Source organism: Clostridium sp. M62/1 (genome assembly GCF_020736365.1).
Lineage (GTDB): Bacteria > Bacillota > Clostridia > Lachnospirales > Lachnospiraceae > Otoolea > Otoolea saccharolyticum_A.
Genome location: NZ_CP085988.1, coordinates 646,627 through 659,411 on the forward strand (window position 1 = coordinate 646,627; position 12,785 = coordinate 659,411).

A 12,785-nucleotide genomic window follows, 5' to 3' on the forward strand; every position below is an offset into this window, starting at 1 on the left:
GCTTGTTTATGAAGCGGTGAGATTAGAAGAACGGCTGTCCAGTGCCTACACCCTACTTTATCCGATCAGCAATGCTGTCGAGCTGCGCTGCAATTTTAGAAAAGTCACAGTCCATGTCCAATGTCTTCACACTGATCTGATTCCCGCTCATTTGATAATCATTGTTTGGCTGAATCGCATCGTCTGTTCCCGCATATAAAAGCATACCGGAAACGACCTCATTCGGCGCGGCAGACCAGTTCTTCACATAGGTGAAAATCTGATACAGATTTCCAGAATGAAGCGTCTGCGTCATGTACGGTGCTTTCATTTGCATATTGTGCGTGTAGTATTTGGCGTCGATGATGAGCGTTTTCTTTGCTGCCTTATTCGTAATCACAATGTCAGACTGCATCGTCGGCAAAAGCGTTCTGTACCCATCTGTGACTTGCCACGCAATTTGTGGAGAGTATGCTTTTAACTCTGGATGCTCACGCTGATAGTATCCGAGAATAAACTTCTCGTATAGCTTCGCCATTGTTTGATCATCCGCATAATCCATAATCTTTGTTGAGCCATCGGCTGTCGTTTGCAAAAGCCCTTTTATCACAAATCGGCAAACGGCTATCAACATCCGATATGTTTGATTATTGCGATCATATTGAATGTCCCAGTTGATACTATGGATGTCCAATATGCTGATGCCATCAAAGAAAATCATCAACTTCCTGATCTCCTTTTTTCTGGCTTTTGAAATACTTCCACGAAGCAGCAATTCCATTGTTGTTTTGATGATTCGGTTGGGGTAGGCATCAACCGAAAACTCATCATAATTGCAAACGAGCTGTTTCTTGCGAATAACCTGTGTCTTTATGGATTCACCAATTTCAAGTTTCCCACGGGGAGACGCAAGTGCTTCCTCTCTCGAAATGTATTGTCTGATTAAGCCTCTCTTTATCTGGACAGATACTCCACGGCAGAGAATAGCAGCCAGAAGTTCAGCCACATTATCAAACTCTTCGGTGGCGACATTTTTATACCCTTGCTCATGCAGCACTTGGAACGCATAAGCCAGCATATAATAAACGTTCTGGACACGGATCATTTGACTACCTCGCGTAATGTGCGGCTCCAATCCTTCACTTTAACTGCCTCGTCAAACCAGTATTCTTTCAAAAGAGGTATCAGTTCATATTCGACAACAGACCGCATCCATTCATCGTTGATGGTTGCGTTTGTACAGAAATAGCTATGTCCGATACAGAACCCCTCACCAAGCGAGTCATCGTTTGCAATTACGTCGTTAAGCTGCTCAACTGTTGCAATGAGCCGGTCAAACTTCGGATTATTGACTTTCGTTCTGTATGCTCTGAATCCAGCAGACGAAAATGCCGGAGTAAGCTCAAAGAAAGCAAAACGACGTCTAAGTGCATAGTCCAGCATGGCGAGGCTACGGTCAGCAGTGTTCATCATGCCAATGATATAGACGTTACTCGGAATGGAGAACTGCTCATCTGCATATAGAAGCTGCAATTCGACACCGCGTTTATCACTCTCAATCAACATGAAGAGTTCGCCAAAAATCTTGCTGAGATTGCCTCTGTTGATCTCGTCGATAATGAAAAAGTATGGACGATCATCCTCAGCAGCTTGCCTGCAAAACTCGTAGAATACGCCCTTTCGCAGTTCAAATCCTGTCTCCGTCGGGCGGAAACCCATGATGAAATCTTCATAGCTATAACTCTGATGAAACTGAACCATTTTCACACGGTTGGTGTCCTTTTCTCCCATGATAGAAAATGCCAGTCTTTTTGCTGCGAAGGTTTTTCCCACGCCCGGTGCGCCTTGCAGAATTACATTCTTTTTGGTTAAAAGCAGCGACTTGAGAACCTTATACCGATCTTCGTCCATATACACATCGGTCAGAAAATCATCGGCGGTGTATGGCTCGAAAGTGATTTCCTCATCAGCAGCATCGTCGAAGGTATCTTCGTGCTTGTCTCCGTCAATCATGTTTTGCAGCTTCTTGACGTAATCTGTGTAGGACGTAATATCCGTCAACGTTTTGATTGCACCCTGATCTGATAATTCCCACTCGCCCTTATCTGTCCAGCGTACCTTTCGGGTATTGGCATATTGACCGCGTTCAGGATCAAAAATATATTCGCCTTCGACCAACCCGCGACCGAGGATCTGTTTTCTGCCTTTTTTAACAAAGACAACATCACCGGGTTTCAGCTCGTTTGCAAATTGCCATGTAGCAAGAACCTGATTCTTATATGAGCCAGTATCCCCGTAGACCTCTTTCATCTTTGCCCGCATTTCTTCCTTGGAGCTATATTCCATTAGATCGCCAAGGTCAGACCAGCCGATAGCCATAATCCCTTCGGCATAATCATTCTCCCAATTTGCGGAGCCATCACCCGCTGCGTACAGCCAATAGTGTGTTGCAGTAGCGTCGGATGAAAGAGCTGTATCTGTGTTCTCCTTCGGAATGATTCCATCAAAGATTTCATCGTCGAAGGATATATCAATGTTGTTCTCTTCGACGATCTTTTTGCATCCTCTACGAATGCTGTTAGACTTGTTGCCGGTTTGCTCGTAGTAATATTTAATGTTCTCCTGAGTGGCTTTTAGAGCATTGACCATTTGCTCCTGTCCGTAGTCTTTCCCAATGTGGACGATGAAGTAAACCGTAGTTTCAGTGTTGGACCTGCGAGTGTATTTTATGCCCTTCATCATGGACGCAAAGAGCATGATCGTCAGCTTGTGCGAGGTTTCTCCAAAGCACGGGACCTCCTGACACATGGCTTTTACAGCAGCGTCCATCTCCATTGTGCCATCATAAACCATCTTAGCATATTTGTAGACAATGACTTCGCAGTCATATTCATAACCGATATACGTCTTGACGCCGCCCTTAGAATCAATAAATTCTTTCAGCCGCTTCAAATCTCTATAATACTGTGCAGTGCGTTCGTCTGCTCGATCAGACATTACTTCTTGTTTTAGGTAGTCGAAGATTTCGCCCTTCGCTTTCTCCATAGAGGCATCACTTTCAAAACACTTCCAGAAGGACAGCGCAATAGTGTTTTGATACAGATAGAACGCATCGGAAACATGGGTGCTGATAGTCGGGTCAGCCCAGTCCGGGTGAGTTTCCCGTAAGTATTCTCTGTATTCTTTTCGGACTTTGCTTATCGTTACGCCAATGTCCATCTGTTATCCTCCTTTTTTTGTAACAGTCCTGCTACGCACAAACATTTAATTCGTCTCCACTGGTATATAAAAAAGCCGCACGGAAAAAGGACCTATCAGTTGTCCGTCCGCACAGCCTCACAAATATCTCCGATGTCGCAATTCAAATAGCCGCAGATGCGCAGCAAAATAGAGAGGGACACTTCTTCCCCCTTATTCAGTTTCGTCCATGTTCCGGATGCAAGGTTAAGCTCTTGCCGGAAGGTGGACTTCTTTATGTCCCGCTCTAACAGGAGCATCCAAAGTTTTTTGTAGCTGATTCCCATGATACGCACCCCTTTACTCATCCGCTAATCATGACTTCCATTCTATTATACACGAAAACCTCTTTGAATGCAATTATCTCATGCACAAGTTCACAAAAAAGATGCAAGTTCTTGATGGTTTTGATTTTCAAAAAGGGCAAGGCAGTTATTCATGAAAGCTGCCTTGCCGTTTCTCTTTATTCGCGCTGTGAATTGCGTTGATACTCTTGGTCGCGCTCTGCGTTTGGCTTGAGGAAATCATCCACGTTTGCCTTCAATGTGTCGATCATCCTTGCTTCCTTTTTGAGCTTTGCGCGTTCATCGTAGAGCCGCTGCTGCTCATCGAGAAGACGCTGCTGTTCTGCTTGCAGCGTCTTTAAGCTCGGCAGTTTTTCATCGCCTTGCATGGCAAGCAGTGTACTCCGCGCCGCCTCAAAGATCACAAGCTCGGCTTCGTGCTTTGCCTTGAAACCAGTCTTATCTTTTTCCTTCTGGAAGGCGTTATAGACAGGCTTGAGACGCTGATAATTGGAGATGTTTTTGATAAGCGGCTGGACTTCCCGCAGTCGCGCTTCAACGCCTTTCAGTTCCTTGCCGGTGCGGTCATAGGAGCTATGAACATCCTCGACCTTCTTCTCAAGATCGGCGTATTGGAGCAAGTTGTTTTCCGTGAGATAGTTGAGTGTCCGTGCCGCTTCCTTGAGGATCGTGAGCTTGGCTTTATACTCATAGCCCTTGCTGTCGATGAGCCTGATCCGCTCCTGAATATCTCCGATGAGAGAGATGCTTTTCGGTACGGTCTGTCTCTGACTTCTTCGGGGCGTCCGTCCAGCAATTCGTTCCTTAATGCGTTCCTCGGTGTAGTTTTCTCCGATGGTCTTAGAACGGGTAAACCGCTCCTGACCTTCAGCGCGGAAGGAGATGTATTTGCCGGTCTTAATTTCATAACCGGCTTCCTGCATGAGCCGCAGAAAGTCATCGTAGTCCTTTGCTGTGATAACAAGCCGGTCGATGGTCTGCTTGAGTTTTTGCTTCCAGCTCGTGCCGCGTTTGGCTTCGGTATATTCCTTGTAGTCCATGCCCTTGTTCTGCGACGGAGGGATCACAGACAGCCCGTGTTCCTTGCATATCTCATCACTGAGCTGACGCAGTTCCCGATAGGTTCTCTTGTTGCTCCGGTAGGCATGATAGTCCACATAATTTACGGCATTGAAGATGATGTGATTATGACAATGCCCCTTGTCGATGTGGGTAGCAATCACATACTCGTACTTGCCCTTGAGCCATTCGTCCGCAAGCTGTTTCCCGACTTCGTGAGCTTCTTCCGGCGTCACTTCACCGATGTCAAAGGACTGGATCAAATGACGGGCAAGCACCTTCGGCATCTGCATTCCTTGCTGCACTGCAAGGTTTCTCGTCCACTCAAATTCCTTCGCCGCTGCGTCGCTTGCAGCGCATCCATAGGACGAAACATAGAAAGCATCGTCGGTTTTCTGCGGGTCGAGAATGTAGGCAATAGCCTTGTTTACAGTTCCTCGGATTGGCTTGATTTTAGTAACTGCCATATCTCACCCTGCCTTTCTTTCAGCTCTGTAATATCGTCCGCATAAAAGTGCCCGGTGGAGTTGATGCGGCGGCAAATCTGATTGATGTTTGAGGCAACACGGCTGACTGCGGCGGCAAGTTTCTTCTGCTGCGTGTAGTCCACCTTGATGATATAGCCGTCAATCGCCATCTTCCGGAGATATGCTCCCATGTTCTTTGTTCCAAGCTGCGCCATCTTTGCCTTGATAATTCTTTTCTCATCGTCGGAGACGAAGAAGAGTATCTGATTTGGTCGCGTCCTGTTTGCCATAGGCGTTCCGTCCTTTCGCAAAGGAAGAGGGTTTGGGAGACTTCCCAACAAGCATTTTTTCGATTAAGGGGAGGGTTTCCTTAATCGGAAATCGCCGTGTGTATATACACCGGCTGTGCTTGCTATTCTCTAAAATCGTATTCCCTCGTAGAGACTCCTCGTAAAATACCCCTTCACTTTACAACGGACATTCTTTGAGAAAAAAACAGGGGTCTATGAGAAGAAATCTCTTATTTCCTTGACTCGTAGTCCTCGTCGATACGCTTTTTCCAATTCGTACCCAGAGGTACGCTGCAACGGACAGCAGAAACCGCTTCACTCAGAACCTCATAGTTGAGCTGCGTTCCCTTATGGTCAGAGTGATAATTGACCGCTCGGTCTGCTCCAATACCGAAGTGCTTTGCCGTTTCAACTGCGTCAATATTTGCGCCGAGGAATAGAAACTCCCAGCCGTACTTTTCCTTCTGCCGCTCGATCATTTTCTTAACTGTCTCGCTGTCATAACGGCGGCTTGCATTCTCCATGCCGTCCGTTGTGATGACGAACAGCGTATGTTCAGGGACATCCTCATTTCTTGCGTACTTGTGGACATTCCCAATGTGATGAATTGCTCCGCCGATAGCATCCAGAAGGGCAGTACATCCGCGAACGGAATAGTCCCTGTCGGTCATCGGCTCCACCTTCTGAACCGGCACACGGTCATGGATAACCTCGCTCACGTTGTCAAAGAGAACGGTAGAGATCAATGCCTCGCCATTCTCTTTTTTCTGCTTTTCAATCATGGAGTTGAATCCTCCGATGGTGTCTGTTTCCAGTCCGCTCATAGAGCCGCTGCGATCAAGGATGAATACGATCTCCGTCATGTTCTTTCTCATGTTTTGTACCTCCGTATATAAAAAAATGACTGCTTGGTGTCTCACCTTACAGTCATATTGTACTTCGGTATTCACTTCATTTGGTCGCATGGCAAGCGACATTATTCTAAGGATAAGAACAGCTCTCCGTCAATGCTTAGGATGTCATCCATCGGAATCTTCGTGCCGTCCTGCATGGTAATTAGGCGCTCAAAGTCATCAACCTTTATGACTGCGCCGGTTGCAGTTACATACGCACCGCCAGCTTTGCGCTCATCAGGTTTGAAGTAGGTTATTTCAACCTCCGGCTCTTCATCAAGGGCATCCATGAGAAGCTGATACCTCATGTTCAAAGCGGTCAAGGCTCCCTCATCAAGCTCAATCCTTTCGTCGGTCAGACGTCCGGTTTCCTTGATTGCAGAATCATAGCCGGTGAGGGCGGCAAAGGGCGCAAACTGCGCTGCACGATCTGACATCGGCATTTGTGGTCGCGTTTTGGAAACGTGATGAGGAAGTCCCATGATCTCGTCGTATTTTCCGTTCACGCCTTATGCCCTCCAATCTGCGCATTGCGGTCTTTCGCGGTTGCGCCTTCTTCAAGATTCATCGCCTTGAGGATGGCGTTCTTTCCGTACTTCTTTTTGATTGCAAGCGTGGCGGCTTGTATTTTCCGCTCACGTTCCAAGGCGGCGTCCTCGGCTTTCTGTTTTTCCTCTTCGGCAGCATAGTCAGTGAAAAGGTCAAGCTGGACAGCACCGTCATTTTTCTTCGGCGCGTCCGCTTCCGGCAGGACATGATTTGCTACAACATACATACGGCGGACAAGCAGATTCTTGTCCACGATCCGGTCAAACAGCTCTGACACAGCACACATTATTTTGCGGGTAGAGGATGTGTGACCGTCGAGGTTAATAGAGCCGTGCGCCTGTTTGGGAATCTCCCGACCGTAGGGGTCTTTCTCCACCGCGCCGTGATACTTTGCCCGTCGTGCAGGATCGGTCAGGTTCTCAATGTCGTAGCCAACTGTGAGAACCATCTGATCGGTGACAAGCCCCTTGTCCACCAAGTCCAGCACAAGCAAGTCCGTCATTTCCCGGACAACCAGCTTCGCCTTCTGCGGCTCATAGGGACAGTGCAATACCTGACCGGAACTGAGGCTGTTGGAGCTGGGACGGTATGCCTTGATCGCTTCAATGGTCGTGGGCTCCCAGCCCCACGCATGGTCGATGAGCAATTCCGCATTCTTGCCGAACAGCTTGTAAAGCAAGTCCTCGTTCCGCTCTGAACAGAGGGCAACATCGCCCATTGTGAACATCCCATTCTGCTCAAGTTTCTTGGCAATACCTCGACCCACGCGCCAGAAATCCGTGAGAGGCTGGTGCGCCCAAAGCTCACGCCGGAACTTCATTTCATCCAGTTCGGCTATTCGGACGCCGTTTTTGTCGGCGGGGATGTGCTTCGCTACAATGTCCATTGCCACTTTGCAGAGAAAGAGGTTCGTGCCAATTCCTGCGGTTGCTGTGATGCCGGTTGTTTCAAGCACATCGAGGATGATCTTCATGGCGAGGTCATGTGCCGAGAGCTTGTAAGTATTCAGGTAGTCCGTCACGTCCATGAACACCTCGTCGATGGAGTAGACTACGATGTCCTCCGGCGCGATATACTTGAGGTAGACCTGATAGATGCGGGTGCTGTACTCCATGTAGTACGCCATCCGAGGCGGCGCGATGATGAAGTCAATCGCCAGAGACGGATCTGCTTGCAGCTCTGAGAAGAAGTGCGACGAGCCTTCCAGTCTGCGTCCCGGTGCGTCGTGCTGCCGTCCGGCATTTGCTTCCTTCACGCGCTGCTTGACTTCAAACAGCCGCCCGCGTCCGGAAATGCCGTAGCTTTTGAGGGAGGGCGTGACGGCAAGGCAGATGGTCTTGTCCGTCCGGCTCTCATCCGCAACGACGAGATTTGTGTCCAGAGGATCTAAGCCGCGCTCCCGGCACTCCACGGAGGCGTAGAAGGATTTCAGGTCGATTGCGATGTAAGTGTGTTGTTTCACCTTCTTTGCCTCCGCTTTCTTCTTAGATCAGCCCTAATGACATTTCATTGGAGCTTTTAATGTTGAATACGATACGCCATTCAATATCACCCTCCACCGGCTCAAAGTGTAGAGAGGAACAAACTGCATGAAGTTTTTCTTTTGAGCTGTCTCCACACACGATTGCGATTGGACCGTCCGCTCCGCCGATAATGCCGATACAAGCAATATCGTTTCGTGCCTCTGGTGCATAGCGGTCAGAGCATGGCGCAATTTCCAAAGGCTTGTCCCCCTCAGCGCAATCACAGATCGTAACATCGCTGTCAGGTTCAGGAGAAAGTGTATAGCTCATAGCAGTAAAATGCGTAGGATAAAACCAGCGGTCAGAACCGTAACGCTTTTCGGAAATTGTCTGCTGCTCTAATTCCTGTACAGTCAATGTGTATTTTTTTCCACTGACCGGATGGAGGAAAGAAAACGAATCACCGGGAGCGTGTGCCTTGAAATGTGGTCCCGGGACACGACACGACTGCTGCTCCATTGTAAGGGAGAGGGCTTTTATTTCAGGACGGCGTTTGCTTGTCCACGGAAAAGCTGCCCGAAAAATCATCCATCCATAGGATGTATCCAAATCATAGTGTTCCAATGCCCACTTTGCTTCCGCTTCATTGATCACCCCGTCTGGCAAACATGGATTAAAGACCACGGAACAGCCGTGGGAGGTCAGCATTGTTTTCCCGTTCAATTCCAAACGAGGAATAAAGTCAAGGCAAAGTGGATTGTCTAAATCTATCTGCATTTGCTGCTCCTGCGTGAAGTATTCGCAGGAGTCGTTTTCGGGGTGTAAATCCCATTTAGTTATGAACTTGCGAATGTCTTCTTCCGGGGTACGCATACAAAAGTCCATGACGAGTCCCTTGCTGCAAGAATACGCCGCAGGAATAACCCAATGATGCCTCGCCCAGTCAAATTGCTTATTCAACCGGATTTCCGTTCCGGCATGGTCTTTTCCCGAATGTCCCCAGAAGTTTCCCTCAAAGTAGACCTTCCACTCAGGCATGGTCGGTTCTGCTTCTGGGTTCATATCAACATCATAATAGTCCTCGGTGTACTTGATCTTACTATAATCAAAAGATGCTTGCAGCTTTTTGATGTATACCCACGGCTGTTCCATAGGCGTCAATTTCATTTTCTCAGCAAGCTCTGATAGCGTTCTTTGCTGATCCTGCGTTGGAGGGTTGTCCTGCAAAAAGGCTTCAAACTGGGCTTTATCCCACATCCACGCCTGTTCCAGCGCTGCCGAATCACTGCAAGCAAGGAGCAACCTCAGAAAGTCTTCAAAATCGTTTGCCAGCGGATGAACAAAATCCGGAGCCGAGTTCATGGGACTGACGGAAAATACCATACCGCCAAAGTCTCGAACAAAGCAGAAGTGGATGCCGTCCACACCCGCCCAGCCAAAAATAGATGCACCTTTTGGCGTGCAAAAGTACGGGTTGTTATCTTCACGACGCTCCACCCCTACGGGCGAAAGGTCAATACCACTTCGCAAAAATTTCTGAAACACTTTATCCATAGACCTTATGCTCCTATTAAACTTTGGTCGAAGGCAAACAGAGCCTCGTTGATCTCAAAGACATTATAGTTCCCATGCTCCACGAAATACTCCACGATGATGTCAAACTTGTTGGAGTGGGAGAGCGCAAAGCCAGCCTTCATGAGCATATCCTTCATTTCAACAAGCGGCAGCTCAAGGGCAATGGCAAACGCAATGACCGTGGGCTTGGAAGGCTTATAAGACTTGTCCGAGCGGATCTTCGAGAAGAGCTTCCGGTCAATATTCGCCTTCTTATAGCACTGCGCGTCCGTCATGCCGCGCTCATCAATCTTTCGCAGAAGCATCTCGGAAAAACTCTCGTCGATCTGTCCCAGCGCGTCATCAAGGGTTGCCGCCTTTTTGGGGGCAGCCGCCGCAGAGACGGGAGGCATGAGCTGTTCGATTGCCTCTTCACAAACGGATGCCTCGCAAGGCATGGGTTCTTCCATCCGGAAGGCGTTCATCCTGCGCAGACGCTCGGAACGATTATCAGTATGCTCGTCCACATAGCGGTCATCTATGTACGCTGCAATATCGGCAAACAGCTTGCCGCTGATCTGATAGGCTTTGCGGTCAAAAATGACGATGTACACCGTCATTTCGTTTTCGAGAAGGAAACTGCTAATGGTGTCAATCGCCACATTGAGAGCCTGATCCTTCGGATAGCCGAAAATGCCGGAGGAAATCAGAGGGAACGCAACCGATTCGCAGCCGTATTCTTTCGCCAGCATGAGCGAAGTCCGATAGCATGAGATCAGCCGTTCGCGCTCACCATGCCGCCCGTCATACCAGCGCGGACCGACAGCATGAATGACATATTTGCAGGGCAGCTTATAGCCCTTCGTGATTTTTGCGCTCCCGGTTTTGCAGCCGTGGAGCGTTTCACATTCCACCAGCAGCTCCGGTCCTGCGGCACGATGAATGCAGCCGTCCACACCGCCGCCACCCAGCAGCGACTCGTTGGCAGCGTTGACGATGGCGTCCACATTCATTTTTGTGATGTCATTTCTGACAATTTGAAGCGGCATTATTCTATCCTCCGTCCTATCAAAGCGGCATCGGTGTCCGGGCGATCAGAATGACCGCCAGAATCGCGCCCACAAATGCCGCTGCCCCTACGACCGCCAACACCTTTTTGTCGAGCTTCTTCTTCGCTGCCTTGCCAATCAGCGCAGCGCAAGCCATGCAGACAGCCGCAGCCACAAGTGCAATGCCCAGCGTTTCCCATAGCCAAGAAAGTTCATGTAGGATTTTCATGCGTTCATCATCTCCTGTTCGTTAAACTGGAATCTATCTGCGCTCTCCTTATACGCTCTCAATAGTCAAATCCATTTGCAATTTTTTTGCTTTTTCCAAGGCGTTGAAAAATATCGTGATGAAGTCTTCTCCATCGCTTGTCACAAAGTAATTAGATAGGTTGGTAATATCATTGCTGATATTTTTGCCCCAAGGCGGTTGCTTAGACAAATCGTCAATATCCCAAACCACCTTATCCGGACTAAACGCTTGGAGTTCTAACTGAATCTTTTTCAGTTCCACTATGGCTGTTTCGACGTTATCTTTATCCAATGTTCCTTGATATAGCTCATTCATAAGCGTTGGGAATCTGCTACCCCATTTCCCGTTTTCTAAATTATAAGAAACTGTTGAGAAAAAGGAGTGTAGAAAATCTCCATTTCCTATTTGATAGCAAAAGAACGCAACTTTGAATCCGACAGCCATGTGTCTAATTTCCCCCTATAAATCTGATTTGTCTGCCCCTTAAAGTCCAAGTTCTTCAACCCACGCCGCAAACTCCTGATGCCCGACGCTGCCCTTGAAAACCTTGCCGTCCATCAGCTTTGCGCCTTTGCAGCTCGGCGCAAGGCGTTCGTTCGTCTTGCCAATGCCGCTTCCGCCGGAGGTTGCAAACGGGATGATCGTCTTGCCGGTCAGATCATAACTCTCAAGAAACGTATTGATAATCGTCGGCGCAACGTACCACCAGATCGGGAAGCCCACAAAAATTGTGTCGTAGTCCGCCATGTTGTCCCGCTTCGCGGCAATCTCAGGACGGGAGGCAGGATCGTTCATCTCAATCGTGCTGCGGGCGTTCTTGTTCATCCAGTTCAGATCAGCTTCCGTATAAGGCACCTTCGGCTCAATCTCAAAGATGTCCGCGCCGATTGCCTCTGCCAGCGTCTCGGCAACCTTTGCGGTCACGCCGGACGCAGAAAAATATGCTACAAGTTTATTACTCATTGTGTTCTTCCTCATCAATCTTTTCATTTCCTTCATTCAGCATGAAGTATAGCAGAGCTTCCAGCAATGTTGCCATATAATGAAGCGACCAGTTTTCTTCCGGCTCTTTTGTCATCTTATCAAGCGCGGCTCGAAAAGCCGTGGTACGGTCAATCCTTGTTTCCTCATCAATGCGGTCAAGTATGCCCTTCATTTTCAGGGCGAGTTCTTTTTCCTCGTCAGAAAGCTCCGGTATGCCAAGTAACTCAGATAGTTTCTTGTCCTGCATAATAGCATCGTATTCGATGTATGACTTGTGTTCGGCTGACATCAATTCTTCAAAGTAGTTGATAAAAATATGAACGCGAATGCCACCTTCTTCGTCCGGGGAGAAGCAGACGGTTTGCGATTTTTCTGCAATTTCTTTCAAAAATGCAAGGTCTTCTGAGTCATCGAACTCCGCAAACGGGAGAAACATATTGATTTCCGCGTGCCAACGATGATAGTCCACGATTCCCTTGATATACCCGCGGTGTTGCTTGACAAACGCATCACAGCGTTCCAGAAGATACTCGTAGTTCTTCTTGTCCTCCGGTACAATGATCTTTGGTATCTTGTCCATTGCTTCGGAGTACGCTTTCAGCATACCACAATTAACTGCGCGGTCAAACACCTCATCGCACCATTTATCGTATTCGGCAGACTCGGTTTCCCGGTAATCCTTCTCAAAGATAATATCGTCCATTGC

The 12,785-nt window shown here is 48.3% G+C and carries 14 protein-coding genes; all 14 read right to left on the reverse strand.

Going from position 1 to position 12,785, the window contains the following annotated elements; genetic code table 11:
- Positions 1 to 52 precede the first annotated feature (52 nt).
- Complete coding sequence (gene mcrC / locus LK436_RS03400) at positions 53 to 1,084, reverse strand: 5-methylcytosine-specific restriction endonuclease system specificity protein McrC (protein WP_008396806.1); 1,032 nt, start codon at positions 1,082 to 1,084, stop codon at positions 53 to 55.
- Positions 1,081 to 3,198, reverse strand: coding sequence for an AAA family ATPase (locus LK436_RS03405; protein ID WP_008396805.1), 2,118 nt, complete (start codon positions 3,196 to 3,198; stop codon positions 1,081 to 1,083). The genes mcrC and LK436_RS03405 overlap by 4 nt, the downstream gene beginning before the upstream one ends.
- A 95-nt stretch (positions 3,199 to 3,293) precedes the next feature.
- A complete protein-coding gene (locus tag LK436_RS03410) occupies positions 3,294 to 3,524 on the reverse strand; it encodes a helix-turn-helix domain-containing protein (protein WP_008396804.1) in 231 nt (76 codons plus the stop codon).
- A gap of 155 nt (positions 3,525 to 3,679) precedes the next feature.
- Complete coding sequence (locus tag LK436_RS03415) at positions 3,680 to 5,047, reverse strand: relaxase/mobilization nuclease domain-containing protein (RefSeq protein ID WP_008396803.1); 1,368 nt, start codon at positions 5,045 to 5,047, stop codon at positions 3,680 to 3,682.
- Positions 5,008 to 5,337, reverse strand: a complete 330-nt coding sequence (locus tag LK436_RS03420) for a plasmid mobilization protein (RefSeq protein WP_008396802.1) — start codon at positions 5,335 to 5,337, stop codon at positions 5,008 to 5,010. Before LK436_RS03420 ends, LK436_RS03415 begins: the two co-directional genes overlap by 40 nt.
- A 230-nt stretch (positions 5,338 to 5,567) precedes the next feature.
- Positions 5,568 to 6,212 carry a VWA domain-containing protein gene (locus LK436_RS03425; RefSeq protein WP_044930867.1) on the reverse strand — a complete coding sequence of 215 codons (645 nt, stop codon included), beginning with the start codon at positions 6,210 to 6,212 and terminating at the stop codon, positions 5,568 to 5,570.
- Positions 6,213 to 6,313: 101 nt separating this feature from the next.
- The gene (locus LK436_RS03430; protein WP_008396798.1) at positions 6,314 to 6,736 is read right to left on the reverse strand and encodes a hypothetical protein; all 423 of its coding nucleotides are present in this window, start codon (positions 6,734 to 6,736) and stop codon (positions 6,314 to 6,316) included.
- Positions 6,733 to 8,241 (reverse strand): DNA methylase, encoded by a 1,509-nt coding sequence (locus LK436_RS03435; RefSeq protein WP_008396797.1) that lies wholly within the window; start codon positions 8,239 to 8,241, stop codon positions 6,733 to 6,735. Before LK436_RS03435 ends, LK436_RS03430 begins: the two co-directional genes overlap by 4 nt.
- A 22-nt stretch (positions 8,242 to 8,263) precedes the next feature.
- Positions 8,264 to 9,796 carry a hypothetical protein gene (locus tag LK436_RS03440; protein WP_008396796.1) on the reverse strand — a complete coding sequence of 511 codons (1,533 nt, stop codon included), beginning with the start codon at positions 9,794 to 9,796 and terminating at the stop codon, positions 8,264 to 8,266.
- A 5-nt stretch (positions 9,797 to 9,801) separates the two neighbouring features.
- The gene (locus LK436_RS03445; RefSeq protein ID WP_008396795.1) at positions 9,802 to 10,845 is read right to left on the reverse strand and encodes an O-acetyl-ADP-ribose deacetylase; all 1,044 of its coding nucleotides are present in this window, start codon (positions 10,843 to 10,845) and stop codon (positions 9,802 to 9,804) included.
- Positions 10,846 to 10,864: 19 nt separating this feature from the next.
- Entirely contained in the window at positions 10,865 to 11,074 is a 210-nt protein-coding gene (locus LK436_RS03450) for a hypothetical protein (protein WP_006573505.1), read from the reverse strand.
- Between the two features lie 48 nt (positions 11,075 to 11,122).
- Positions 11,123 to 11,539 carry an immunity 70 family protein gene (locus LK436_RS03455; RefSeq protein WP_008396792.1) on the reverse strand — a complete coding sequence of 139 codons (417 nt, stop codon included), beginning with the start codon at positions 11,537 to 11,539 and terminating at the stop codon, positions 11,123 to 11,125.
- A 39-nt stretch (positions 11,540 to 11,578) separates the two neighbouring features.
- A complete protein-coding gene (locus LK436_RS03460) occupies positions 11,579 to 12,058 on the reverse strand; it encodes a flavodoxin (RefSeq protein WP_008396791.1) in 480 nt (159 codons plus the stop codon).
- The gene (locus LK436_RS03465; protein ID WP_008396790.1) at positions 12,051 to 12,782 is read right to left on the reverse strand and encodes a hypothetical protein; all 732 of its coding nucleotides are present in this window, start codon (positions 12,780 to 12,782) and stop codon (positions 12,051 to 12,053) included. The genes LK436_RS03460 and LK436_RS03465 overlap by 8 nt, the downstream gene beginning before the upstream one ends.
- Between the last annotated feature and the right edge of the window lie 3 nt (positions 12,783 to 12,785).

Excerpts from the sequence above, each read along its gene's own strand:
- mcrC (WP_008396806.1), bottom strand. The coding sequence starts at position 1,084 with ATGATCCGTGTCCAGAACGTTTATTATATGCTGGCTTATGCGTTCCAA.
- LK436_RS03405 (WP_008396805.1), bottom strand. The coding sequence starts at position 3,198 with ATGGACATTGGCGTAACGATAAGCAAAGTCCGAAAAGAATACAGAGAA.
- LK436_RS03410 (WP_008396804.1), bottom strand. The coding sequence starts at position 3,524 with ATGAGTAAAGGGGTGCGTATCATGGGAATCAGCTACAAAAAACTTTGG.
- LK436_RS03415 (WP_008396803.1), bottom strand. The coding sequence starts at position 5,047 with ATGGCAGTTACTAAAATCAAGCCAATCCGAGGAACTGTAAACAAGGCT.
- LK436_RS03420 (WP_008396802.1), bottom strand. The coding sequence starts at position 5,337 with ATGGCAAACAGGACGCGACCAAATCAGATACTCTTCTTCGTCTCCGAC.
- LK436_RS03425 (WP_044930867.1), bottom strand. The coding sequence starts at position 6,212 with ATGAGAAAGAACATGACGGAGATCGTATTCATCCTTGATCGCAGCGGC.
- LK436_RS03440 (WP_008396796.1), bottom strand. The coding sequence starts at position 9,796 with ATGGATAAAGTGTTTCAGAAATTTTTGCGAAGTGGTATTGACCTTTCG.
- LK436_RS03445 (WP_008396795.1), bottom strand. The coding sequence starts at position 10,845 with ATGCCGCTTCAAATTGTCAGAAATGACATCACAAAAATGAATGTGGAC.
- LK436_RS03450 (WP_006573505.1), bottom strand. The coding sequence starts at position 11,074 with ATGAAAATCCTACATGAACTTTCTTGGCTATGGGAAACGCTGGGCATT.
- LK436_RS03455 (WP_008396792.1), bottom strand. The coding sequence starts at position 11,539 with ATGGCTGTCGGATTCAAAGTTGCGTTCTTTTGCTATCAAATAGGAAAT.
- LK436_RS03460 (WP_008396791.1), bottom strand. The coding sequence starts at position 12,058 with ATGAGTAATAAACTTGTAGCATATTTTTCTGCGTCCGGCGTGACCGCA.
- LK436_RS03465 (WP_008396790.1), bottom strand. The coding sequence starts at position 12,782 with ATGGACGATATTATCTTTGAGAAGGATTACCGGGAAACCGAGTCTGCC.